Raw genomic sequence first — 24,482 nt, forward strand, 5'->3', positions numbered from 1 at the left:
GTTCGTCTCAGCCGATGCGCAGCGGCCGGCCGGCGAAGTAGTCGCACAGCTGGTCGGACATGTGGGTGCGGGACGGCGGATGGAACATCAGGCCTGCGCATGCGGCGGACAGGTACGCCGCGTCACCGGACCCGATGAAGGACATACCACCGAGCAGTTCCACCGCACGGCGGTTGATGCGGCCGATGGCGTCCTGCACCGCGTAGCGGACGCACAGGACCTTGGCGAGCATCTCCTCGCCCTGTTCTCCGGCGTCCTTGGCCCGGGCCACGCCTTCGAGCATGGCCATGGCGGCCTCGGCCTCCGTGGCCAGGGCAGCGCGCTCGACCGAAGCCGCTCTGCCCGCCGACAGGACGCCCTCGACCAGAGCACTGGCGGCGCCGAGGTAGGAGGCGGCGGCCAGTAGTTCGAACCAGATGAAGCCGCTGGTCTGCAGCTTGTCGGGCCGCTGGTTCTCGGTGCTGTCTGTCATCACGACCAGGCGCCTGGGCACCTCGACGTCCTTGAGAATGACCTCGTCGCTCTCCGCGCCGGCCAGCGCGAAGCTGTTCCAGAACGGCCGGACCTCCAGGCCCGGGCTGTCGGCCGGGATGACTGCGACGGCCATCCGCTCGTGTCCGTCGTCATCGGTGACCGCGACGGAGGCGGTGAGGAGGTCCATCGAACGCGACAGCGAGCAGGGCTTCTTGGAGCCGGTGACGACCAGGTCGTCGCCGCGCCGTACGGCGCGCAGTGTCGGGGACAGGATGGCTGCGGCGCTGCGGCCTTCGGCGAAGCCGGAGGCGACGAGGAGCTGGCCGTCGGCGATGCCTTCGAGGAGCATCCACTCCCATCCGTCGCCGAGACTGGCCTCGGCGAGACTGGCGACCGAGAAGTGGTGCATCGTGGAAGCGACGCCGAGGGAGGGTGATCTGGCGCCGATCGCGCGCTGCGCCCGGGTCGCCTCCAGTGCGGTGGCGCCGTTGCCGCCCTGCGCGGTGGGGATCAGCATGCCCGGGCCGCCTGCGGCCTTGAGCATGGCCAGCCCGGGGCTGCCCGGGCTCTCCAGTTCTGCAAGGGGGATCCGGGCGAGGCCGTCGTCGAGACCGGGCATGAACTGCTGGAGTACAGCGCGTTCGGTTTCCAAAAACTGCATGCTGGTTTTCCCCGTTGGTGTGTGGATCGAAATGATCGGACCGGGCCGTGCGGAGGCGGCTACCGCTGGACGTGCCGGCGGTCCAGCCAGGCCGTGACCCGTTCGGCGAGTGCTGCGGGCCGGTCGCCGGTGACGATGGAGTAGTGGTCCTCGGGCAGGACCTCCGCGTCGAGGTCGGGGCAGAGGCCGCGCCATGCCGGGACCGGGTCCTCGCGGTCGACCGTGCCGGCCACGAAGAGGAGGGCGGGCATCTCTGCTTTGCCGGCGCGGTAGGAGCCCAGGGCTGCCAGGTTGTGCGCGTGGGTGCGCATGAGCAGGTCGTACTGCTGCACACCGGTGTCCGGCGGCAGCCATCCGTGCCTGACCGCCACGTCGGCCGCAGTGTGGGTGAGGTTGTCGCGCGGGGCGTCGAGAACGGCGGCGCGTGCCGCGTCGGGCAGGTGTCCTGCGGCGAGGTCCTGGAGGAACTCGATGTGGCGGGCGGGTTCCGTGCCGGTTTCCCGAAGCTGGTCGAGGCAGCTGTCGATCATGAAGACGTCGACGGTGTGCCCCTGCTCGGCGAGCTGGCAGCCCACCTCGTAGGCCAGGATCCCGCCCATCGACCAGCCGCCCAGGAGATAGGGGCCCTGGGCGGTGAGCTGCTGCAGTTCCTCTCGGTAGGCCGTCGCCATGGCCACGAGGTCGGGTTCGAGTGCCGCGGTGGTGCCCTGGGCGAGGGCTCGGCTCTGGAAGGCGTGGACCGGGCCGGGCCAGGAACGGGCGAGCGCGGTGTAGCTGCTGACCGAGCCGCCGACGGGGTGGAAGAGGAAGAGTTCCCTGCCCGCGCTGTGGGCGGCGTCCCCGCCTGACAGTCTGACCCGGCTGCCGGTGACCTGGCCGTGGGCGCCGATGCACCGCGCCAGTGTCTGTGCGGTGGGTGCTTCGAAGACCTGCCCGAACGGCAGCTCGATGCCCAGTCGGGTACGGATGCGGTTGATCAGCCGCAGTGCGAGCAGCGAGTTGCCGCCCAGCGCGAAGAAGTCGCCGTCCGCTTCGACGGAGGGGAGTTCGAGCAGTTCGGCCCAGATCCCGCACAGCTGCTGCACGAGTTCGTCGTCGGCTCCGGGTGCGGCGCCGGTTTCGAGGGGCGGCTGCGCGGCCAGCGAGGTCAGAGCGGACGCGAGGTCCACCTTCCCGTTGGAGGTCAGGGGGAGTCGGTCCAGCACGCGGATCTGTGCGGGTACCAGGTAGTGCGGCAGTCGCGACTGGAGGTGTGTGCGGAGGGCCGCGCTGTCGATGTCCTCGTTCTCGTCCGCGACGACGAGCGCCACCAGGCGCACGCCTCCCGGCGTCGCCGTACCGGTGACGACGCACTCCCGCACTCCCGGGTGCTCGCAGATCGCCGCTTCCACCTCGCCGGGCTCGACCCGGAATCCCTGGATCTTGAGCTGGCGGTCCTCGCGGCCCAGGAACTCGATGGTGCCGTCCGGCCGGTAGCAGCCGAGGTCGCCCGTCGTGTACAGGCGCTCGCCGGTCGCGGGATGCCGGATGAACCGCTCCGCGGTGCGGCCGGTGTCCTGCCAGTAGCCGCGGCCGAGTCCTGTGCCGCCGATGTGGATGCTGCCGACGGCCCATGGCGCTCGGAGCTCCAGCCGGTGGTCCAGGACCTTCATGGTCTGGTTGCGCAGCGGAACGCCGTAGGGGATGCTCCGCCAGGCGGGATCCATCCGGTCGATCTCGTAGATGTTCGACCAGATGGAAGCCTCGGTTGCACCGCCCATCGCGATGATCCGTGCATCGGGCCAGTGGGCTCGCAGGCGGTCCGGCAGGTGGGTCGGGATCCAGTCGCCGCTCATCAGGAAGGCCCTCACCGGCGGGAGAAGGGTGCGGGGCCGCTGTTCGAGGACCTCTGCCAGCATCTGGACCAGCGCGGGTACCGAGTTCCACACCGTTGCTCCGTGCCTGACGGCGCTGTCCGCCCACCCTGCCGGGTCGGGACGGTGTGTCGCGTCCGGCAGCACCAGTGCGGCGCCGGCGGCCAGGGTGCCGAAGACGTCCCAGACGGAGAGGTCGAAGCTGAGTGACGAGATGCCGAAGACCCGGTCCTGGCAGGTGAGGGCGAGGCGGTCGTTGATGTCCTGGACGGTGTTGACCGCGGCCTGGTGTTCGATCATCACGCCCTTGGGCCGGCCGGTCGATCCTGAGGTGTAGATGATGTAGGCGAGGTCGGCCGGGTCGCCTACTCGTGCACAGGTCTGGCCGGCGGCGGGCTCCAGCCTGTCCACGCAGATGAGCGGCCGCGGGCCGAGGACGCCGATGCGGGACTCGGCGGACGACTGGACCAGGACGACGCGTGCGGAGCACTCGTCCAGCAGGTGAGCGATGCGCTCAGAGGGAAGTTCTGCGTCGACGGGGCAGTAGGCGGCGCCGGCTCGCAGCACGCCGAGGGCTGCGACGACCTGTTCCCACCCCTTGTTCATGACCACGGGCACCACGTCGCCGCGGCCGACACCCTCGGCGCCCAGCCTGCAGGCGACCGCTCGGGAGCGGCCCTCCACCTCGCCGTAGGTGAGCGTCCGCTGTGTGGTCATCACTGCGGTGCCTTCGGGCCGCAGTGCGGCCTGGCGGAGGAAGCCGTCCTCGAGTCGTTCGGCCGGCGGCGCCTGGACGGGGCCGTTGAGGTGGGCGATCAGATGGCGGTGCGCGGCCGGGACCGGGTCCGGACGGGTCTCGGCCCCGGACGGCCCGGCCAGCAGGTCCAGCATCCGCCCGTACGCCTCGAACATCAGGTCGGGAAGGCCTGAAGGGAAGGCTTCGTCGACGACGTCCCAGATGCAGTCGACACCGCCGTCAGGACCGTCGTGGAGCTGATTGTCGATCAGCACCTGGGGTGTGCGCAGATCGCTGGCCACCTCACGGCAGGCTGTCCGCGGCCGGCTGTTTCCTGCCGGAGCGGAATCCGTTCCACCTGCCTTGAGCGTGCTGGTGAAGACGTAGGGAAGTGCGGCGCGTGAGGTCCAGCCTCGTCGCGCGGCCAGCTCCCGGGTGATCTTCACACCTGCCACGTCGGCGTTCTGCAGGTCCTTCCAGACCTGGCGCTGCAGTTGCCGGGCTCGTTCCCAGAAGTCCCCGGAGCGGCCGAGATCGACCTCGAGCGGAAGGGTCGCTCCGAACTGGCCCACCACTTCGGCCATGTGGGGGCGGGTGGAGGCCCAGTTCTGGTGCAGCAGGTTCAGGCTGAAGTGCGGGGACAGCGCCCATGCTCCGAGCGTTTCAGCGAAGACGTGGCACAGCGCGGTCGTGGGCAGGACCCGGTGGTGACGGAAAGCGGCGGACAGCCGCTGCCACTGCGAACGTGTGAGCCGGTGGGTTCTGCGGGTGAAGCGGACGGAGCCGATGGCACCCGGCTGCACGGCCAGCGGCAGCTGGGGAGCGTCCGGAAGCCGGTCGAGGCGCTCTTCCCAGTAGCTCCACTGCTCCTGGTAGTGCGGTGTGTCCTGGTGCGCGAGGAGTTCGAGCCGGCAGTCACGGTAGGTCGGTTCCTGTGACGGGAGCTGGAGGGTCGGATCGTCGTAGTACGCCCGCCACTCGTCCATGACCTGGCGGATTCCGCGTCCGTCGAGCAGCAGCAGGCTCATCGAGAGGTGGACCCTGGCCCGGCGCGGCCGCAGACGGTGCACCTCGACGTGGAACAGGGGCCAGTCGGCCGGGTCCACGCCTTCTCGGCACATGCGCTCCCTGGTGCGAAGGATCGCGGCCTGCCGGCCGTCCTCGTCGAGGCCGGCGAGATCGGTCACGGTGAACCGTGGCGACGGCGTCTGCCCGTCGGTCAGGACACGCTGGGTGCCTGCCTCGGTGTCGATCACGGTCCGCAGGTGGTCGTGCCGACGCAGTACCCGGTCGAGTGCCTGCTGCGCACGGGACAGGTCGACGTTCACCATGTCCAGTTCCACGTAGTAGCTCGGCAGGAAGCCGCCGAGTTCGACCAGGTCGGAGGCACCGACCAGATAGGCCCCCTGGAGTTCCGTCAGGGGGAACGGTTCGTGGCGGGTCACCCTCCCGTCACCGTCTGGGCGGAGAGGATCTCGGCGAGTTCGGCGATCGTCGGGGCCTGGAAGAGCATGTCGACGGCGTCGTCACCGACCTGCTGGATGCCGAGTTCGGTGCGGAGCCTGGCGATGATGCGCACCGCGTGCAGCGAGTCGCCGCCGAGGTCGAAGAAGTTGTCCTCGATGCCGAAGTCGTCGCGTCCCAGCGCCTCGGTCCAGATGTCGAAGAGCTGCTGTTCCAAAGCCGTCTGCGGGGTCGTCCGCTCCGTCGGCGCCGACTCGCGCCAGGGCATGGGCAGTGCCGAGCGGTCGACCTTGCCGTTGGCGCTGAGCGGAAGCTCGTCGAGGACCAGGTAGTGGTGGGGAACCATGTAATCGGGCAGAAGGGCTGCCAGGGCCTTGTTCAGAGCCGCGGGGTCGAGGGACTCCGCACCGGAGGGCGCTCCGGCCACCAGAACGTGTTGGACCAGGGCGTCCACTGCGGGCCGGCCGTCCGGGAGGGCGGCGAATCGGGTGAATCCTGCCTTCTCCAGCTGCGCCTGCCACTGCGGGACGGACAGCAGGGTGGCTTCGCGCTGGTCCTGGTAGTTCCCGAAGCCTTCGAGGAAGGCAAAGCTGATCATGTTGAGAGGGGAGTTGACGGTGCCTTCGATGAGAACCAGGACGCCCCCGGGGGCGAGGAGCCCTCGGACCGCCTCCAGGGTTCTGCCGAGGTCCTTGGCGTCGTGGAGGACGTTCGCCCCGATGATGACGTCGGCGGAGCCCGGTGCCATGCCCTGCCCGGCCGGCTCGCCGTCGATGTCGAAGATGCCGTAGCTGACGAAGGGATAGGCGTCCTGGTAACGCTCCTTCGCGGGGATGGTGAAGGCGGTCGAGAGGTCGGTGAAGTGATAGCGGACCCGCTCGGCCGGCAGGGCCGGCAGGATGCGGTCGCACGTGGCCCCGGTCCCGGCACCCAGTTCGAGGATTCGGACCCGTCGGTCGGCGGGGAACTGCTCCACGTACGAGCGGACCAGTGCGGCTGCGGTCCGGTTCTGCAGCTCGGCGGCCGGGTTGCTCGCATACAGGGCCCGGGTCACACGCCAGTCGCCCTCGGGCAGGAGGAGCTGGAGCGGGCGGATCTCTCCTCGGAGCAGAGCGATCTGGTGGTCGATGCATGCGGTGAAGTAGTCCAGGAGAACCCGGTCGGAGCCGGTCGCCGTGAAGGCGGACAGCACCGCCTTGATCGAGCCGTCGAGCGCGTTCGCGTCCAGATCCCGCTCGGCGCGGTACTCCCCCGGGCGTCCTGTGGCGCTCAGCAGCCCTTCCGAGGCAAGGACGGACATCCACTGGCCGACGAGCCCGCGGTACAGGGGGCGGACGCCGCACCGGTCGGTGATCTCGTCCACGGTCGTGGTGTCACCCGCGGCTGCCAGGGCTCCGAGCCGGGCGAGGTTGCGTGCCATGACGGACGGGGCGAGCATCTCCAGCCGGTGCCAGAGGTCGCGGAAGGTCGTGATGGCGGGGGCGAGGTCGCCGACGGCCTGCAGGAGTTCACGCGTTCCGGCTTCGAGGGTTTCGGCCCAGAGGGAGGCAGTGTCCGCAACCGGCGCTGCCGCCACCTGCTCGTCGGGCATGACGTGCGCGACGAGTTGTCCCCGGCCCGTCGTGGGGTTGGTGCCGATGGTGAGGATCGCTTCGCCCACGCCCGGCTGGCGGCGCAGCACGGCGGCGATCTCGTCGAGTTCGATGCGGAAGCCGTTGAGCTTGACCTGGGTGTCCTCCCGGCCGAGGAACTCGATGTCGCCGCCGGGAAGGTAGCGGCCGAGGTCACCGGTCCGGTAGAGGTATTCGCCCGAGATGGGGTGGACGATGAACCGCTCGGCCGTCCGGGTGGGGTCGGCCCAGTAGCCCTTGGCCACGCCGACGCCGCCGATGCAGATCTCCCCGGTGCTCCAGACCGGGCGCGGTTCGAGTCGGTGGTCGAGGACGTGGAGGGTCTGGTTCGCGAGCGGCTTGCCGTAGGGGATGCGGCTCCAGTGCGGCGGGACGTCGGCGATGGGGTAGGTGACCGACCAGATGGACGCTTCGGTGGCACCTCCGAGGCTGATCACCTGTGCGTGCGGGTGGGTCGAGCGGATCGCGTCCGGCAGTGTGACGGGTATCCAGTCGCCGCTGAGCATGACCACTCGCAGCGTGGGCGCGGGGGCGGTGGTGGGAGCGTCCAGCCACAGGCGCATCAGGGCGGGGACGGAGTTCCAGACGGTGACACCGTGGTCCGCGACGAGTGCGGACCAGTGTGCGGGATCGTGGGCCCGGTTGGGGGCGGGCGTGATCACGGTGGCGCCGGCGGCCAGGGTGCCGAAGACGTCGTAGACCGAGAGGTCGAAGCTCAGGGAGGAGAGGGCGAGCACCCGGTCGTCCGGGCCGATGCGGAAACGCTCGTTGATGTCCTGGACGGTGTTGGCGGCGCCGCGGTGGTCGATCATCACTCCCTTCGGCCGGCCCGTGGAGCCGGAGGTGAAGATGACGTAGGCGAGGTCTTCCGGGGAAGGGCCGGTGGGGAGCGGTTCGGCGCTCTCCCCGTGCACGTCGGCGTCGTCCGGGGTCACCAGCCGTATGCCGGCGGGCCAGGCTTCTTCGTCCCGCAGTCGGGGGGTGGTGACGACGGTGTGGACACCGCCCTGGGCCAGGATCTGTGCCCGCCGTGCGGCGGGCCATTGCGGATCGACCGGCAGGTACGCGGCGCCGGAAAGGGTCACGGCGAGCAGAGCGGGTATCTGGGCGAGGCCCCTGTCCACGACGACGCCGACGAGGCTGCCGGGGCTCGCTCCGAGCGCGATCAGCCGGCGGGCCAGACGGCGGGCCGCGGTCACGGTCTCGAGGTAGGTGAGCCGTCCGTCCTCCGCGATCACCGCGATGGCGTCCGGACGTTCGGCGGCCCGGGTCTCGACGAGTCGGCAGAGGGTGGTGACGGGCAGATCGGCGGCGGTGCTGTTGGCGCTCTCCCGTTCCTCGCGTTGCCAGAGCGGCAGGTCGGTGAGGCGTTCCTGGAGGTCCCAGGCGCCGGTGTCGTCCGCGAGGCGGTGAAGGGTTGCAAGGCAGACGGCGACCAGATCGCCGGTCAGACCGTCCGGGAACTCCGTCTCCTGGATATCCCAGGTGAGGGCAAGCCCGTCTTCTTCTTCGGCGATGCGATGGTTGAGACGACATCGGGCCGGCTGCCGTATCTCCCGTCGGCCTTCGGCGGCCCGCGCGAGCTGCCGGTGAAGCTGCTCGGCGCGGGCCGCGAACGAACGGCCGGGGAGGTTGTCGACGGCGAGGCCCAGCACCGCTTCCTGGCCCGGGGCGGCCAGGTCGAGGGTGAAGTCGGCCCGCTTGGACCACAGGCTCAGCACGTCCGCGTAGACGGTGACGAGTACGGCGACCGGGGAGATGTCCCGGCGCTGGGCTTCCTGCCGGAGGGCCGTCCAGGACTTCCGGTCGACCTGTCCTCGGCGGGTGACACGTCCGGCGTGGGACGGCTCCTGGCCCTCGTACGGAGCCAGTGGCAGTTCAGGTGCGCACTGGTCATCCGGGAGGCGCAGCTCGATCCCGTTCGCCGGGATTCTCAGCAGATCGTGCAGCATTTCGAAATCTCCCCGTTCTGACACTTTCGAAATCTCCCCGTCCAGCTCGGGGCGGACGCGCCGGCTGGAATCAGCGTCGGCCGAGACACTACAAGCCGGTCAGGTCGGCGTCAAACTAATTTTGCCGTCGGACGGCCGCGCCCTGCCTCAAAACAGTCAATTCAGTGGGTTCGCCATCTCGACGCTCCGCTCCTGCGCATCCACAGTGGCCGATGTCCCTGCCGGATTCTCCGGGTGCTCACTCAGGCCGAACCGGTCGTGCAGCCGCCTCAGCAGCGGCGGCGCCCACCAGTTCGCCCTTCCCGCGAGCCGCATGAATGCCGGTACGAGCAGGCCGCGGACCAGCGTCGCGTCGACCACGACCGCCAGGGCCAGGCCGACGCCTAGCAGCTTGAGCAGGGTGAGCCCGGATGAAGCGAATGTGACGAACACGGTTCCGATCAGCAATGCGCCCGCACTCATGACACGCCCGGTTTTCTCAAGGCCGAGCGCCACAGAATGCGCGTTGTCGTCACTCCGAACGTATTCCTCTCGGATCCTCGAAAGCAGGAAAACCTCATAGTCCATGGACAGCCCGAAGGCGATGCAGAACATCAGTACCGGCATCGTCGCATCGATCATGCCGGTGGTCACAAAGTCGCCCACAAGCCATTTGAGGTGTCCGTCCTGAAAGACGTACACCATGGATCCGAAAGTGGCGGTGAGACTGAGCAGGTTCAACACGATCGCCTTCACCGGGATGAGGACGCTGCCGGTGAAGAGGAAGAGCAGAACGGCTGTCGCCACCGCAATGATGAGCAGTGCCGCAGGCAGCTTTCCGCCGGTGGTGCGTGTGGTGTCGACCAGCTGGGCCGCCTGTCCGCCGACCTTCACCGCGGCGGGCGCCCCGTCCGCGGCGCGGACGGCCGCCACGAGCTGACGGCCTTCGGGTGAGTAGGGTTCCACCGACGGCACGAGCGACAGCCAGCTTCCCGCTGTACCGGTGAACCGGCTGGAGGCGGCTGCCGGTGGAGCGACCGGCCGGCCATCGGCGTAGGAGCCGGTAAGGGTGTCCACCCGCCGGATGCCATCGAGCGTCGAGAGCCTCGCCGCATACGGCGGCAGGGCCTGCAGGGCTCCGTCGCCGGTCACACCCGGGACGACGACGGGAATGGGGTTGGTCTCCCCCACGTCGAAGTTGTCCCTGAGGTACTGGGCGGCTTGGCGGGCCGGGGAGGAGGCGGGCAGGACCCGGTCGTCGGCGAGACTGAACGATGCCGACAGGAAGGGACTGCCCAGCAGGAGCAGGAGAGCGCTGATCGCGGTCATGACCGGGATCGGACGCCGCATGACGCCCAGCGCGAGGCGCCGCCAGAATCCACTCGGCGTCCGGCGCCGGAACCGTCCGAACACGTCGAGGCTGTTCACCCGGTGACCCAGGAGGGCCAGCAGTGCCGGCAGGACGACGACGGAGACCAGGGCGGCCACGAGCACGACCGCGATGCCCCCGTAGGCGATCGAGCGGAAGAAGTACATGGGGAAGACCAGGAGCGCCGAGAGCGAGAGGGCCACGGTGACACCCGAGAACAGGACGGTCATGCCGGCTGTTCGGATCGTCGTCCGCACCGCCGCGCCGACGTCCGGATCGGCGGCCAGCTCGTCCCGGAACCTGCTGATCACAAAGAGGCTGTAGTCGATGGCGAGGCCCAGGCCCAGGGCGGTGGTGACGTTGAGCGCGAAGACGGAGACGGAGGTGGCCTCCGTGAGCAGGCGGAGAACCGCGGTGGTGGTGACCACCGAGATCCCGCCGACCGCCAGCGGCACCAGAGCGGCAGCGAGGCTGCCGAAGACGAGCACCAGGAGGAGCAGCGTGATCGGGGCGACGATCAACTCGGCCCTCAGCAGGTCGTCCGCCGACACCCGCTCGACCTCGACATAGGTCTGCGCGATCCCGGTGAACCGCAGATCCAGCCGTTCGTCGTGGATCTGCGGGACGACCCGCTTCGCGGTGGCCTGGTAGGTGCCCTCGTTCCCGCCGAGCCGGACGAGCAGCAGGCCACCGGAACCGTCCTTGGAACGCAGCGAGGCGGGCCGGCCTCCCGTCCAGTAGGAGTCCGCCGAGACCACACCGTCGAAAGTACGGATCCGGCGGACCAGTGCGTCGGCGGCCTCGGCGACCTCGGGATCCTCCGGCGCCCGACCGCCCGTCCCGGAGGCGATCACCACCAGGTTGGGCGCTCCCGTGGCGAAGTCGGCGGCAAGCGCCTCGTCGACCTGCATCGACTCCGACGACGGGTCCTGAAAACCTCCGTTGGCCAGGTGTTCCTGCACACCTGCGCCGTAGAACGCCGCCAGCGAGGCGACGAACACGGCCAGAGCCAGGATCAGGCCCCTTCTGGCCACAGCCAGTTGAGCAATGACGTTCACGAAGCTCCTTCATGAGGGCGCGCCACCGCGGTCGCACTGACGCTCTGCTCGGGCCCGGGCCGGGAACGCACCCAGGCAACGGAGAGTCCTCAAGGGCCTTGCGATAAAAGCAGTCCGAGGTCGGCTCGAGGAGATGGACGCAACTGACTGCGCATCAAGTCGAACACACTGTCCAACTTAACTACTATGACGCTTAGGGTCAAGGCTTCACTTCGCAGCCCTGGAGACACTTCGAGCCGCCCGGACAACCCCCGGCGGACTCTCCGGAAGGAGAGTAACTCATACACGACTGTTCAACTTAGCCGTTTTGCGGTATCCATATCCCGTACACCCCTGTACGAGATAGGAGCTCCTCCCATGGCTCACGCCACGCACGCCTCCGCCGGAACCCATCCCGAGCCAACCGCCGACCCGAAGCGCTGGACGCTGCTCACACTGCTGTGCCTCTCCCAGTTCATGCTGATCGTGGACGTCACCGTGATCAACGTTGCGCTCCCCAGCATCGGAGCCGATCTCCAACTGACCCGCGCAACCCTCACCTGGGCCGTCACGGCCTACACGCTCTGCTTCGGCGGGCTGATGCTCCTCGGCGGCCGCCTAGCCGACGCGTTCGGCGCCCGGCGCCTCCTGATCACCGGCCTCGTCCTGTTCACGAGCGCCTCGCTCGTGACCGGTCTGGCCGGGAACGCCCCCGTCCTGATCGGCGGCCGTCTCGCCCAGGGCGTCGGCGCGGCACTGCTGTCACCGGCCGCCCTCGCCACCATCACCCGCACGTTCCACGGCCCGGAGCGGAACAAGGCGCTGGGCATCTGGGCCATGCTCGGCGGCATCGGATTCGCGGTCGGAGCGATGCTCGGCGGCGTCCTCACCGCGGGCCCCGGCTGGAGCTGGGTGTTCTTCATCAACGTCCCGGTGGGCCTGGGGATCCTCCTCACCCTTCCCCGGCTGCTTCCCGCCTCGAGCTCACACGGCGGCCGCCGGATCGACCTGCCCGGCGCCGTCCTGGTCACGGCCGCCACCGGCTCACTCATCTACGGCCTGATCAAGGCCGGTGACGCAGGCTGGAGTTCGACGGCCACGCTGGTGCCCCTGATCGGCTCCGCCGTCCTCTACACCGCCTTCACCGTCGTGGAGCGCAAGACCTCCGCACCGCTCATGGACCTGCGCATCCTCGCCAAGCGCCCGGTCGCCGCGGGCTCGTTCCTGATGCTGATCGCCACCGGCCTGCTGCTCGGATTCGTCTTCCTCGGTTCGCTGTACCTCCAGGGCGTGCAGGAGCTCTCCGCCCTGTCCACCGGAGCACTCCTCCTGCCCGTCGCCGTCGCCACGGCGGTCGGCGCCCACCTCGCCGGCCACCTCATCGCCCACGCCGGCACCCGGCTGGTGGCCGCCGGCGGCCTGGTCGTCTCGGGATGCGGCAGCCTCGTACTCGCCACCTCCGACAGCACCGCCGGCACCATCCTGGGCCTGGCCGTCGGAGCCGTGGGCATCATCCCGGTCTTCGTGTCCGCTACCACCACGGCGCTGGGCTTCGTCTCTCACCAGGAGGCAGGCATCGCCTCCGGCGTGGTGAACACCTTCCACGAGGTCGGCGGCGCCGTCGGCGTGGCCGTCGTCTCGACCGTCGCCGCCACCGGCATCGCCCGGCACTCGGCAGCCGGCTTCCCCGCCGCCTACACCACCCTGGCCATCGCCGCGGCAGTGGCCTCGGCCATCGCCCTGGCCGTGATCCCCCGGGGAAAGCCCGACCTCCCCGAGGGCGTGCACGTCCACTGAGACGGACCACCGACGATCCCTAGACTCCGTCCATGGACTCCGAACAGCAGAACGGCGCCGCGAAGGCCCGACGGGGCACACCCGCCCACCACCCCCGTCGGGCCGACGCCGAGCGCAACATCACCGCGATCCTCGCCGCAGCCACCACGTGCTTCGGCAGGAACCCCAACGCCAGCATGACCGAGATCGCCGCAGCAGCCGGGGTCGGCCGCGTCACCCTGTACGGCCACTTCTCCTCACGGGAGGCGCTCCTCAGCGAACTGATGGAGCGCGCCCTCGCCGAGGTGGCCACCGTTCTGGACGCCACCGACCTCGACGAAGGACCCGCCGACCACAAACTCCGGGCCTTCATCCGATCCTCCTGGCAACTGCTCGACCGCAACCTGCGCATGCTGCACGCCGCCCGCCGGGCCCTGCCGGCGGAAGCGGTCCACGACCATCACGTCGGCATCCTTTCGACGATGGAACACCTCATCACCCGGGGACGGCAGGAAGGAGCATTCCGCGACGACCTCCCCTCCCACTGGCTCGTCAGCACCGTCTACGCCCTGGTCCAGGCCGCCGGCGACCAGGTCGAAGCGGGTCAGTTCACCTCCGAAGAAGCACTCGAAGCCCTCGACGCGACCCTCCTCTCCGCCCTCCGGCCCCCGACTCCCTGACGACGGCCAGGCCGCCGCGCCCACGCGCACGAGCCCGGCAGCCGACCAGGCGGTTCCACGGCGGTCGGCGCACGACGAACGGCCACGGTGACACCCTTGTACCGGTTCCTCCTCACCCCACGCTGGCTTGCCGGCATCCTCCTCGCACTGGCGGCCGTCGCCGTCTGCCTCTGGCTCGGCTCGTGGCAGCTCGGCCGCTTCAAGGAGAAGGCCGCGGCCCAGCACGCAGTACCCCTTCCAAGCGCACCGCCGGTCCCGCTCAGCCAGATCCTGACGCCACAACAGCCACTGGTGGGCACCGACACAGCCGGACGCGCGGTTACGACCAGCGGCACATACGACACGCCGAACCAACTGCTCGTACCCAACCGCACCGTGGAAGGCGTGAAGGGCTTCTACGTCCTCACCCCCCTCCGCACCAGCGACGGGCAGGCCGTAGCCGTCGTACGAGGCTGGGCGGCCAGCTCACCGACAAACGCCCGACCGCCTTCACCGCCCAGCGGACACGTGACCGTCACCGGGCGCCTTCACCCCTCCGAGAACAGCGGCAGGAACGGCGCGGTGGCCGGCGGCCTACCACCGGGCCAACTGGGCACGCTCACCCCCGCCGCACTGGTCAACATCCTTCCGTACGCCGTGCACGACGGCTGGGTCGCAGCAGACACCGCGCCCACCGGCCTCATGTCCCTGGCATCCCTGCAGCCCCAGAGCGGCGACGGCCTGAACCTGCGGGCATTCCAAAGCCTCGGCTACACACTGGAGTGGTTCGTCTTCGCAGGCTTCGTCGCCTTCATGGGATTTCGCCTGGCCCGCCACGAGGCGGAGGCAGCCGAGGACCGTGCCCTCGGTCTCGACCTGGCCGCCAGCACTCCACACTGAAGGTCTGCACGGTCCTTAAGGAACTCACCCGACTCGCCCACCAGCTCACGGCTTGAGCAACAGCCCCGAACCGCGCAACAGAGTCGCCCACACCACCGAAGCCGACCGTGCCGGCGGCGCGGCCGACCCTCGTCCCTCGCTGTCCGGCACCGTGTCAGGGGATGTCTCAGTAGGGTGCGGTGGCTGCATTGCCCGCTTCGATGGCGTCGGTCATGGCCTGGTTCATGGTGTGCAGACCGGTGCCAGCGGGTGCGGCGACGAGGCTGCCCACGACGGTGTACCACTCCTCGGCGCCGTCGTACTACACCTCCAGCACCACCTGGCTGCCGTGCAGGATGGTGCGCAGGGTGAGGTCGCCGGTGACGACGCCGACCTCGACGGTCATGACGCCGCCGGGGCCGGCGGTGGCGTGCCGGGTGACGGGGCGGCCCCTCGGGGCCGGGTCCGGGGCCGGAGGCGGTGTTGTTGGGGCGGGGCTCATCGGGGGGCTCCGGTGGTGCAGGTGTCGAGCATCTGGTTCAGCTTGACTCTGTCGGTGATCTTGATGGCTGCGGTCAGGTGCCGAGGGTTCGCCAGGACCGTGATCGGGGGATCCTCTGCTGGTCCAGGAAGGTCTGGAAGGCGGTCGGTTGTCTCGACGGGGAGGTTTCCTCGGTTGTCGGTCTGCTGCTGAGTCGTTCGATGTTCACGGCGATGGCCGTGAGTACGTGTTGCAGGTGGGCCTTCGGCTGTCCTCGGTAGCGGCAGCGGCGCATGCCGTGTCCATGGGCGAACTCGTTGATGGTGCCCTCCACTCCGGAGCGGACCGCGTAGCGGGCCTTCCACTCTGGTGTCTGCTGCTCAGTGCGGACGTGGGCTTGCAGGTCACGGAGCTCTCGCGGGGGAAAGCCCACGTTCCGGGCGCGGGCCTTGGTGCATTGGGGGCGGTCCGGGCACGGCTGGCACTGGCTCTCGGTGAACCGCGCCACGATCAGGGGCGCCGCGGCGGGTGAGGAGGTCGGGTAGGGGCCGTGCCAGCCCGCGCTGACCTGGCCGCGCGGGCAGGTGACCTGTCGGCGGTCGAAGTCGATGTGGAAGTCGTCCCGGTCGAAGCCCTCGTTCTTGCGGTGCTGGCTGGTGGGGTTGCCTGGTAGCGGCCCGGTGACGGTGACCTGGTGTTCGCGGGCGGCTCGTTCCAGGTGGACCAGGGAGGTGTAGCCGCCGTCGACCAGGTGCTCGGCGGGCAGCAGTCCGCGACGGGCCAGGCGGGTGTGGATGCCGGGCAGGGCCTGGCCGTCGTTGGTGGCGGCCGAGGTGGTGGCCACGTCCGTGATCACATTGACGCTGTCGGCGGCGCACGTCTCGGTGAGGTGGGCGGCGAAGCCCTTCCAGCGGATGATGTGGCCGTGACGGACATAGCGCGCTGTGGTGTCGTAGGGAGAGACGATCGCGGCTGAGGAAGGCGGCAACCCGCCGTCATCAGGGGTGCGCCAGCGCAGGCGGCCTGCCGCGTCGCGGTAGTAGTTCTGCACAACGACCTGTCGCAGGGCCTCGACCTGCGGTCCGGGCCGGTAGCCGGGACCGTTCTGGTGGAGGTGTTCCAGTAGTCGGTGGGCGTCGTCGCCTGTGGTGAGGATCCTGGTCTTGGGCCGGGTGGGGTTCTTGCCCAGACGCACCGGACGGCCGTAGCGACGGCCCCAGTCCTCGTCGACCAGGTCGACCAGCAGATGTCCGGCCGTGCGGGCGACTTCCTCCAGCGCGGCACGGACCGCCTCGGTGACCAGTTCCAGGCGGGTCAGGTCGCGCACCGCGGCCAGGACGTGGGTGGAGTCGGTGCGCTGCGTGGTGCGCTCGCTTACGAGTCCGGCCTCCTTCAGGCGCGCGAGCGCCAGATCGAGGAGGCGGTCGGCACGGTCGTCATGGGTGAGGCGCTCGCGGAAGTCGGTGAGCACGCTGTGGTGGAAGCCGGGATCGTCCAGCTCCATGGCCATGGCGTACTTGAAATCGATGCGACAGCGGACCGCCTCCGCCGCCTGACGGTCCGACAGGCCGAGCAGGAACTGCAGCACGCACACGGTGGCCAACTGGGCCGGCGAGAGACCGGGACGGCCATCGCGCGGATACCAGCCGGCAAAGTCCTCGTCGCACCACAGCCCGTCCAGTCGGTCCCGCACCCACATCGCCGTTGTCCCCCTCGGGTTGCTCGCCCGTGCGATCTGGGCGGTCAAAGACGGGACCTGTTCACCCGAACGGGGACGGACGGACAACGCGCACCTCACCACTGGGTCGACCTGCATCACCAGCCGCGAGCCTGCCCACTGATCACACTGCCCAGCCACGAACCACCAAGATCACCGACAGAGTCAAGCTCAGGGCGGCCTTCTTCTCGCTGGGTAAGGGTCTGTCCGGCCGCGCGTTGCAGCGCAAGTACGAGATCGGGTTCCTGACGGTGCAGAAGGCGCTGTCGTCGGCGTGGCCGGAGCCTCGGAAGAAGGCGGCGCCCCGTCAGGCTCGTCTGGATCCGTTGATCGACCAGATGCTGCGGGCGGATCTGGACGCTCCGGCTCACCGCAGGCCGGTACCCGCGCCCCTGACACCCGGTGGAACCGGGCCGCCGGCTGTCCGAGCACACGGTAAGGGGCCGAGCTTCGCTGCGTCGGTCAACCGGCGCAGGGTTGCTGCGAAGTCATCGGCGCGGAGGCCGATGCCTGCGTCGGCCGCGGCCGACCGGGCCGCCCGTCGTGGGTGCGGGGTTGCCGCTACGGGGCGAGGGGTTCGAAGTCGCCGGGCTTCCAGGTGCCGTCGAAGGCGGCCTGCTGGGGGCCGTAGATGCGGAAGTAGCTGAACCAGCCCCGGCCCGGCACGGTCTGGATCCAGCGGCCGTCGGCGCCGTCCGGTTCGGTGGGGCCGAAGTACAGGTCGACGCTGTCGGTGCCGTCCGGTTCGAGCTTGTCGAAGAGCGAGCGGAGCGCGGGCTGGCCCTGGTCGGCGTCGACCTCGGAGCGGGTCTGCGCGTCGTAGGCGGTCAGTGACCAGAACAGGCCGGCCGGTACGGGCAGGGGCACGGTGAGCCGGTAGCTCCGGCCGCCGTCGAGGTAGGTGCCGTCGGCATCGCGCAGGCCGAGCCAGTACACCGAGCCCTGGCCGACGGCGCGGCCGAACATCGCGGGTGAGGCGATGATCGCTTGGATGAACCAGCGGTCCTTGGCCTCGACGTCGAGGGAGCCCTCGCGTTCGAAGGTGCCGTTCTCCGGGCGCAGGCTCGCCCACTCCCAGGTGCGGTCGGGCCAGGCGATGCGGTCGGGGCGGTCGGAGGCGAAGGCGGTGACCAGCATCTCGTCGCGGCCCTGGCGGGCGGCGTCGGTGAGCAGCGCGGCCGTGCGCTCGTCGGGGTCGAAGGGCTTGCCGGCCTCGATGCCGAGTTCGGCGAGCAGGCCGAGCACGGGGCGTAGTTCCTCGATGGCGGGTTCGGTGTCGATCACCTGGTGCAGGACGCGCCAGTACTCCAGGTTGTCCTCCCACTTCAGGCAGGTGCAGTCGATGCTCCGGTCGCTGAAGTCGGTGACGGCGTACGGCGGCGGGCTGCCGGCCTGGGCGAGCGGGTAGAAGCGGACCGAGGTGAGGAGCTGCTTGGCCTTGTCCACGTCGCCGCCCAGGGGCAGCGCCCGCAGTGGGGCGAAGACGGTCCAGGTGTCGCTTCGGACCACCTCGTAGCCGTCGGCCGGCACCGGGCCGTCGTAGCCGGGAGGCAGCAGGAGGTGCTTGCCGCCCTTGGGGCCGTACACGCCGGGCAGGCCGAGGTCGGTGATCCAGCGGTGGTGGTGGTCGTCCACCAGCCCGACCAGCGGACCGGGTGGCAGGTCGATCACCATCGGGCCGCTCTTGCGCAGGTCGAGGATGCCGCCCGAGTACGGGGTGTCGGAGTTCAGGGTGAAGCCGAGGTGGTGCGGGCGGGCGACGAACAGCAGGGCCGTCTCGTTGTCCACGGCCCCGGCCTGCCGGGTGCCGTGGAAGATGCCCTCCATCGACACCGTCGGGTAGAAGAACCGGTACGCCTCCACCGCCCGGCGCCGGTCCCGGCGCTCCAGCGCCGCTCGCGCGCTCGGCATCGCCGGGTACCCGCCCTCGAACTCCACCTGATCCGCCACGACGACCCCTTCCGCGTGCTCCCGGGCCGCCGCACGCGGTGCGGACGACAGCCACGCCTTGCGCGCCACCCTTCCGGCCCGGAGGACGGGCCGCCATCGCGCACGGCCGAACGGTTGATCGGCGCACTGTACGAGCACACGTTCTCGTGTACCCGGCCGAGCACGCCGATGGTGGAGCGCCCGGGCGATCGCCCCCAGCCCTCCCGGGGACCGGGACGAACGGATGGTGGTGGTGTCAGACGCGCTGGAGGCCGGGCAGGGTCCAGGTCTTCCGGGCGTAGGCGTCCTCGGGGCCGTAGAGGCGGAACACGACCTCGAATCCGGCACGCCTGCCCCCCGGCATGCGATACCAACATGCCGAACCGGCACCCCACTGCCTTCAACCGCACCGACGGGTGAGGGCGGACCTGCCGGCATGAACTCGTCGAGTCGTGTCCGGACCCGGGCGAAGGGGCTGGAGATCGCTCGGCCATCGCCGGGGCGGATCAACGGCCGACGAAGTCGACCATGGTCACACCCCGGCGCAACCGGCTTGCCTGACAAGCGAGTTGCCCGACGCCCTCTCCCGGAGGACAGGTGCTCGCGTCACGTGTCGGTGCGGGTGATGGCAGGGGGTGTGTAGCGGCCGGTGAGGATGTCGGGGTGGGGCAGGTACTGACGCAGGATGAGGCGGAACAGGGCGCCGGGTCCGGTGGTGGGCAGCCAGCTGGCCTCCTTGTCGGGGCCGGGGTTCTCGCGCTGGAGGTAGAAGGTCAGTGAGCCGTCGGTGCCGTACTGCAGGCCCTTGGTGAGGGAGCCGAGGTGGTAGCGGCCGATCGGGTTCTCGACCAGGAACCCTTCGGGGTTGAGGTACATGGTCACCGACCAGAACGCGCCCACCGGCGGGAAGTCTCCGGGGGTGAAGCGGATCTCGTAGGTGTGGTCGCCGGACATCGGCCGGCCGTCGGCGTCCAGCATGGCGCCGACGTAGTACGCCTCCTGGGCCTTGTTGGCGAGCAGGCCGAGCTGGGCGACCTCCAGGCGGGAGTAGTAGTCGGTGCCCCAGTCACCGATGGTGCCGGGGTCGACCATGACCCAGCCGTTGCGGGCCGGGCCGGCGAAGGGCATGTCCGCGTAGAGGTCGCGCAGGCTGTCGGCGACCGCGCGCCGCAGGCCGTCGAGTGCGGCCGGGTGCAGGACGTCCGGGTCGAAGGACCGGTGCGGAGCGATGCCCAGCGGTGCGAGCAGGCCCAGGACGCCGGCGTCGGTGGCGGGTGGTGGGCTGGCGGTGAGGCAGTCGGCGAGCATCCGGTAGAAGTCCAGCGGGTCGCCGGTGCGGAAGTCGCGTGCCGGCGGGTTGCCGGCCGGGTCGGGGGCGGGCGCCCGCGGGTCGGCTTGGCGCAGGGCGATCCGCCCCTGGACTGCGACGGCGGCGGGCACGTCGTCGTCCAGGATGGCGACCCGGGCCAGCAGGCAGATCAGCGCGGTGGGGGCGGAGATGACGCGGGTGATGCCGGGGGGTGCGGTGCCGCGCCAGCCGGGGCCGGTGAGCAGGTAGTCACCGCCGACGGTGTCGCCGGTGCGGGTGCCGACGTAGGCGAAGCTGTTGGTGTACATGTCCAGCAGTTGCACGGTGAAGTACCGGTCCTCGACCGGCGGCACCGACAGCACCACCGCCCCGGCACTCAGGTCCACGAACGTGCGCGAGTACGGCGCATCGACGATCGGGGTGACGAAGTAGGTGTCCTCCGGCTCCGCCCGGCGCGGGGTGTGGTGCACCTCGTTGATCGCCCCCATGTGGGTGGGCGCGCTCGTGTCGACGTGCCACTCCCACAGGCTGCGGTGCATCTCCACCAGCGGGTAGCCGTAGCGGAACGCCGCCATCCCCACCCAGTACCCCTCGTCCCCGCGGGCCTTCCCGTGCCCCTGCGCGATCTGCTCCAGCAACGACTCCACGCCCACGTCCACTCCGATCGACCCCACCGAATCAGGACAAAACCTGCCCCCACCCTCGGCGGTCACCGAACCGACGGCAACCGGGCAGTCCCCGGGCGCCCCGCCCGGGGACCGGCGCGGCGGATTCACGGAAGATCCGGACCGGGCTTGATTCGCTTTGACGGACACTCCTGATCAGGGGCTTCGGCCCCGGAAGGATGATGTCCATCATGGAGAGCACGGGGGAAGAAGGCGGATTCAACCAGTCGTGAATTCTCTTACCTTGCACGCGAGTTCGGAATCCGACTGCCAGTTGGCCGCACCGGACAGTGCTGGGACAGCGCGCTCGCCGAGTCCTTCTTCGTCACGCTGAAGCACGAGCTGCTCGGCAACCGGCCGTGGCCGAGCCGGGCAGCAGCCCGCTCCGCGATATTCGAGTGGATCGAGGCCTGGTACAACATACGAAGGCTGCACGGCAGCCTCGGCTACCGCAGTCCCGCCGAGTACGAGACCGCCCTCGCGGCCTGACCACCACACCGATGGTGCCCCCTCTCTGTCAGCCTTGGGTGAGACATCCCGCTTTGTCGGGTTAGCCTGAGAGGGCCCCGAGTAGGAGTTCCACCCCTGATGACCAGCACCAATCCGTCCGCTGCCAGCCCGGCTCCCAAGCCGAAGCGCCGCACGTTCAGCCCCGAGTACAAGCTGCGGATCGTCGCCGAGTACGACGCCGCGCCCGAGGGTGAGAAGGGTGCGGTCCTGCGCCGCGAGCGCCTGTACCACTCCCACGTCACCGAATGGCGGGCCGCGCGCGATGCCGGCGCCCTGGAAAACCTGGCCGACCGCCGCACGAGCCCGGTCCGCCCGAAGAAGTCCGCCGCCGAGGCCGAGAACGAGAAACTGCGCCGGCAGGTGGAACGGCTGGAGAAGGAACTCGCCCGGAACAAGGCCGCATTGGAGGTCCTGGGAAAAGCGTCGGCGCTCTTGGAAATGATCTCCGAGAGCGCGGACTGAGGCACGCCGCCGATCCCGTCGTGGACGAGGCCTTCACCGCCGTCGAACACGAGCTGGGCATCACGGCAGCGTGCCGGCTGACCGGCCGCTCCCGGGCCACCCACTACCGCAGGCTGAAGCCGCCGCCCGCGCGCCAGCCCAGGTCCCCGCAGGTCCAGCCGTCGGCCCTGACAGCCGAAGAGCGTGATGCGGTACTGGCGTTGATGAACAGCCCCGAGTACGCCGAGCTGCCGCCCGCGCAGATCTGGGCCCGTGAACTGGACACCGGGCGCTACCACTGCTCGGTCTCCACGATGTACCGGATCCTGCGCGAACGGGGGCAGTCCGGTGAGCGCCGCCGCCAGGCCACCCACCCGGCCAAGACAGTGCCCGAACTCGTCGCCGACGGCCCATCCCAGGTGTTCACCTGGGACATCACCAAAGCAGCCGGCCCCGGCAAGGGCATCTGGTACCACGCCTACGTCATCATCGACATCTTCAGCCGCTACATCGTCGGCCACACCGTCGAGGCGGCCGAATCAGCCGAACGGGCCGAGGAGCTGATCCGCGAGACCATCGCGCGCAACGGCATCGTCCCCGAGACCGTGCACGCCGACCGCGGCACCTCCATGACCTCCAAGAAGGTCTCCCAGCTGCTGATCGATCTCGGCGTCACCCGGAGCCACTCACGCCCCAGGGTCTCCAACGACAACCCCTACAGCGAGGCACAGTTCAAGACCACCAAGTACATGGCCGACTATCCCGAGCGGTTCGACTCCCTGGCCCACGCCCGCGAATGGTTCGACGCCTTCATCTCGTACTACAACCACGAACACCGGCACTCGGGCATCGCACTTCACACGCCCGCCAGCGTCCACTTCGGCACCGCCGAGGAGATCCGCGACCAGCGGGCCGTCACCCTCGCCCAGGCCTACGCACACCACCCCGAACGCTTCGGCCGCCGCCCCAGACCACCCGAGATCCCGCCGACGGCGTGGATCAACGACCCCGCCAAGCGCCGCGAGCCCGCACCACAAACCTCATAGCCTCACGACCGTCTCACTGGACTTGAAATCTTCCGGCCCGTCAAAGCGGAGCAAGCTCACGCCTTCATAACGGTGGACGGAGCAGCTCAAGGTCACTCGCATCCGCTTCACCCACACGCTACCGTGCCAGCCTGTCGAAAATGTCATCGTCCTTGCAGAACAGACGTGTTGAGGAATCTGGTCGTGTTACGTTCATGGGGTTGGAGATCCGCCGTCGCGCTCTGCGTCGTCCCCGTCGTGGGCCTGACGACAGTAGCGCTCGTCTCAGGGTTCGGGTCGGCAGATCCGGTGGCCAGTGTGCTCGGCGCCCTGAGTGCCCCCGCGGGTCTTCTCCTGTCCTTCTACATGCTCCGCCGTACGGAGGCCGCCGCAGACCCGGGCACCCTGGTGCAGGTTCTCGCCAGTGCCGTGCTCACCGCCGAGACCCGCCAGCGGGCGCAGCTGATCGGTCCCGGCGCGCATCGCATCGATCTGGCGTTCAGTCATCGGGTCGAGCCTGCGAACAATGCTCAAGGCGCGCAATTGGCAGGCACGCTGACTGATGTTGTCGACTACTACCAGAGGCTGCGTCCGGCTCGGCTTGTCATCACCGGCGAGCCGGGGGCCGGCAAGACGTTGCTGGGCCTTCCCCCGCGGAGGTGGACACGCGTCGGGTTGGTTATGCAGCCAGCGTGAGCCTATCGGACTCCCGCCGGTACTGGTTTTCGTAGGCTATGGGGCTGAGCTGTCCGTTGGCGGAGTGCCTGCGGCGGGTGTTGTAGCGGGTGAGCCACCGGAAGACGGTGCGTCGGCAGAGTTCCGTTCCCGGGTAGTGGTGGGCCCCGCGTAGGGTCTCGCGCTTGAGGGTGGCGTGGAAGCTCTCGCAGGCGGCATTGTCGGCGGAGGTGCCCACCGTGCCCATGGACTGGGTGACGCCCAACTCGCCGCACAAGTCGGCGAATTCACGCGATGTGTACTGGGCTCCGTGGTCTGAGTGAAAGATCGCGCCGCCCAGGCCGCCGCGGGTGGCGGCAGCCATCCGCAGGGCATCGGCAACGAGTTCGGTGCGCATGTGGGCGGCGACGGACCAGCCCACGACCCGGCGGCTGAAGCAGTCCAGGACGGTGGCCAGGTAGAGGAAGTCGCCTTCACCGGTGGGGAGATAAGTGATGTCGCCCATGTACTTCAGGCCGGGCGCGGGGGCGGTGAAGTCCCGCTGGAACAGGTCCGGCACCGGTGTCGCCGACGGCTCGGGGATCGTGGTGCGGACCCGCTTGCGCAGGCGTATGCCCTGGATGGAGAACTTGCGCATCACGCGGGCCACTCGTTTCTCGTTGATTTTCCGGCCGTCGGCGCGGAGCTCGGCGGTGACCCGCGGGGAGCCGTAGGCGCCGTCGGAGTCGGCGTGGACGGCCCGGATCTGTTCGGCCAGGGCCTGGTCGGCGGCCTCCCGCGCGGTCCGCGCGTCGGCCCCGCCCCGCCACTTGTAGTAGCTGGAGCGGTTCACGCCCAGCACCTGGCACAACCGCTTCACGCCGAAGGCGTCCCGGTGGTCGTGGACGAACTGGAAGCGGTTCACCAGTTCGTCTCGCCGGCGAAATACTTGGCCGCCTTGCGCAGGATGTCCCGCTCGGTGGCCAGCTTCCGCTCGCTCGCCTCAAGCTCGGCCACCCGGGCCTCCAGCTGCCGGATCCGCTCGTCCGAGTCGGCGGACGGTGCCGGCTGTCCCGTCCGGGCCGGCGCTGCCCCACCTGCCCGAGCGGCCGCCGGGGCCCCGACGCGACGTTCCCGGTCCCGCAGCACCCAATCGCGCAGCGTCGCCCTGTTAATGCCCAGGTCGGCGGCGATGCTCTTGTAGGTCGCCCCGGGCGTGGACTCGTACAGGGCCACGGAATCGGCCTTGAACTCGTCCGAGTAGTCCTTCATCGCCATCGG

At 69.6% G+C, this 24,482-nt stretch carries 16 protein-coding genes; 7 read left to right on the forward strand and 9 right to left on the reverse strand.

Annotation, left to right across the window (positions count from 1 at the left end):
• Positions 1-7 precede the first annotated feature (7 nt).
• The 4 genes from OG335_RS04705 to OG335_RS04720 form a co-directional block, all read right to left on the reverse strand.
• Positions 8-1,135: an acyl-CoA dehydrogenase family protein gene (locus OG335_RS04705; RefSeq protein ID WP_405009713.1), complete on the reverse strand. Its 1,128-nt coding sequence runs from the start codon at positions 1,133-1,135 to the stop codon at positions 8-10.
• Positions 1,136-1,194: 59 nt separating this feature from the next.
• Entirely contained in the window at positions 1,195-5,169 is a 3,975-nt protein-coding gene (locus OG335_RS04710) for a non-ribosomal peptide synthetase (RefSeq protein WP_405009714.1), read from the reverse strand.
• Positions 5,166-8,771, reverse strand: a complete 3,606-nt coding sequence (locus OG335_RS04715) for an amino acid adenylation domain-containing protein (RefSeq protein WP_405009715.1) — start codon at positions 8,769-8,771, stop codon at positions 5,166-5,168. The genes OG335_RS04710 and OG335_RS04715 overlap by 4 nt, the downstream gene beginning before the upstream one ends.
• Positions 8,772-8,927: 156 nt before the next feature.
• Positions 8,928-11,177 (reverse strand): MMPL family transporter, encoded by a 2,250-nt coding sequence (locus OG335_RS04720; protein ID WP_405009716.1) that lies wholly within the window; start codon positions 11,175-11,177, stop codon positions 8,928-8,930.
• Positions 11,178-11,534: 357 nt separating this feature from the next.
• Between OG335_RS04720 and OG335_RS04725 the strand changes: the two genes are divergently transcribed.
• The 3 genes from OG335_RS04725 (at position 11,535) to OG335_RS04735 (ending at position 14,491) form a co-directional block, all read left to right on the forward strand.
• Positions 11,535-12,953, forward strand: a complete 1,419-nt coding sequence (locus OG335_RS04725; protein ID WP_405009717.1) for an MFS transporter — start codon at positions 11,535-11,537, stop codon at positions 12,951-12,953.
• 32 nt (positions 12,954-12,985) lie between these two features.
• Entirely contained in the window at positions 12,986-13,612 is a 627-nt protein-coding gene (locus tag OG335_RS04730; protein WP_405009718.1) for a TetR/AcrR family transcriptional regulator, read from the forward strand.
• A 96-nt stretch (positions 13,613-13,708) separates the two neighbouring features.
• Complete coding sequence (locus OG335_RS04735; protein ID WP_405009719.1) at positions 13,709-14,491, forward strand: SURF1 family protein; 783 nt, start codon at positions 13,709-13,711, stop codon at positions 14,489-14,491.
• A gap of 301 nt (positions 14,492-14,792) precedes the next feature.
• Here OG335_RS04735 and OG335_RS04740 read toward each other — a convergent pair whose 3' ends face one another.
• The 4 genes from OG335_RS04740 to OG335_RS04755 all read right to left on the reverse strand — a co-directional run bounded on the left by OG335_RS04740 (position 14,793) and on the right by OG335_RS04755 (position 20,580).
• Positions 14,793-14,972 (reverse strand): hypothetical protein, encoded by a 180-nt coding sequence (locus tag OG335_RS04740; RefSeq protein WP_405009720.1) that lies wholly within the window; start codon positions 14,970-14,972, stop codon positions 14,793-14,795.
• A 73-nt stretch (positions 14,973-15,045) separates the two neighbouring features.
• Entirely contained in the window at positions 15,046-16,650 is a 1,605-nt protein-coding gene (locus OG335_RS04745; RefSeq protein WP_405015307.1) for an IS1182 family transposase, read from the reverse strand.
• Between the two features lie 579 nt (positions 16,651-17,229).
• Entirely contained in the window at positions 17,230-18,618 is a 1,389-nt protein-coding gene (locus tag OG335_RS04750; protein ID WP_405009721.1) for a DUF1254 domain-containing protein, read from the reverse strand.
• Between the two features lie 585 nt (positions 18,619-19,203).
• On the reverse strand, positions 19,204-20,580 hold the full coding sequence (locus tag OG335_RS04755) for a DUF1254 domain-containing protein (protein ID WP_405009722.1): 1,377 nt from the start codon (positions 20,578-20,580) through the stop codon (positions 19,204-19,206).
• 258 nt (positions 20,581-20,838) lie between these two features.
• Here OG335_RS04755 and OG335_RS04760 point away from each other — a divergent pair, with 258 nt between their 5' ends.
• The 4 genes from OG335_RS04760 to OG335_RS04775 all read left to right on the forward strand — a co-directional run bounded on the left by OG335_RS04760 (position 20,839) and on the right by OG335_RS04775 (position 23,243).
• Complete coding sequence (locus OG335_RS04760; protein ID WP_405015308.1) at positions 20,839-21,060, forward strand: integrase core domain-containing protein; 222 nt, start codon at positions 20,839-20,841, stop codon at positions 21,058-21,060.
• A gap of 99 nt (positions 21,061-21,159) precedes the next feature.
• Positions 21,160-21,543, forward strand: a complete 384-nt coding sequence (locus tag OG335_RS04765; protein WP_405009723.1) for a transposase — start codon at positions 21,160-21,162, stop codon at positions 21,541-21,543.
• A gap of 20 nt (positions 21,544-21,563) precedes the next feature.
• Entirely contained in the window at positions 21,564-22,568 is a 1,005-nt protein-coding gene (locus OG335_RS04770; protein ID WP_405009724.1) for an IS3 family transposase, read from the forward strand.
• Positions 22,569-22,856: 288 nt separating this feature from the next.
• On the forward strand, positions 22,857-23,243 hold the full coding sequence (locus OG335_RS04775) for a hypothetical protein (protein WP_405009725.1): 387 nt from the start codon (positions 22,857-22,859) through the stop codon (positions 23,241-23,243).
• Here the strand turns inward: OG335_RS04775 and OG335_RS04780 are convergent.
• A protein-coding gene (locus OG335_RS04780) for an IS3 family transposase (protein WP_405009726.1) occupies positions 23,227-24,479 on the reverse strand; the annotation gives its coding sequence in 2 pieces (ribosomal slippage) (positions 23,227-24,137 and positions 24,137-24,479; 1,254 coding nt in all). The genes OG335_RS04775 and OG335_RS04780 overlap by 17 nt on opposite strands.
• Positions 24,480-24,482: the final 3 nt, after the last annotated feature.

The sequence above is a fragment of the Kitasatospora sp. NBC_01539 genome (assembly GCF_045040525.1).
Taxonomy (GTDB): Bacteria; Actinomycetota; Actinomycetes; order Streptomycetales; family Streptomycetaceae; genus Kitasatospora.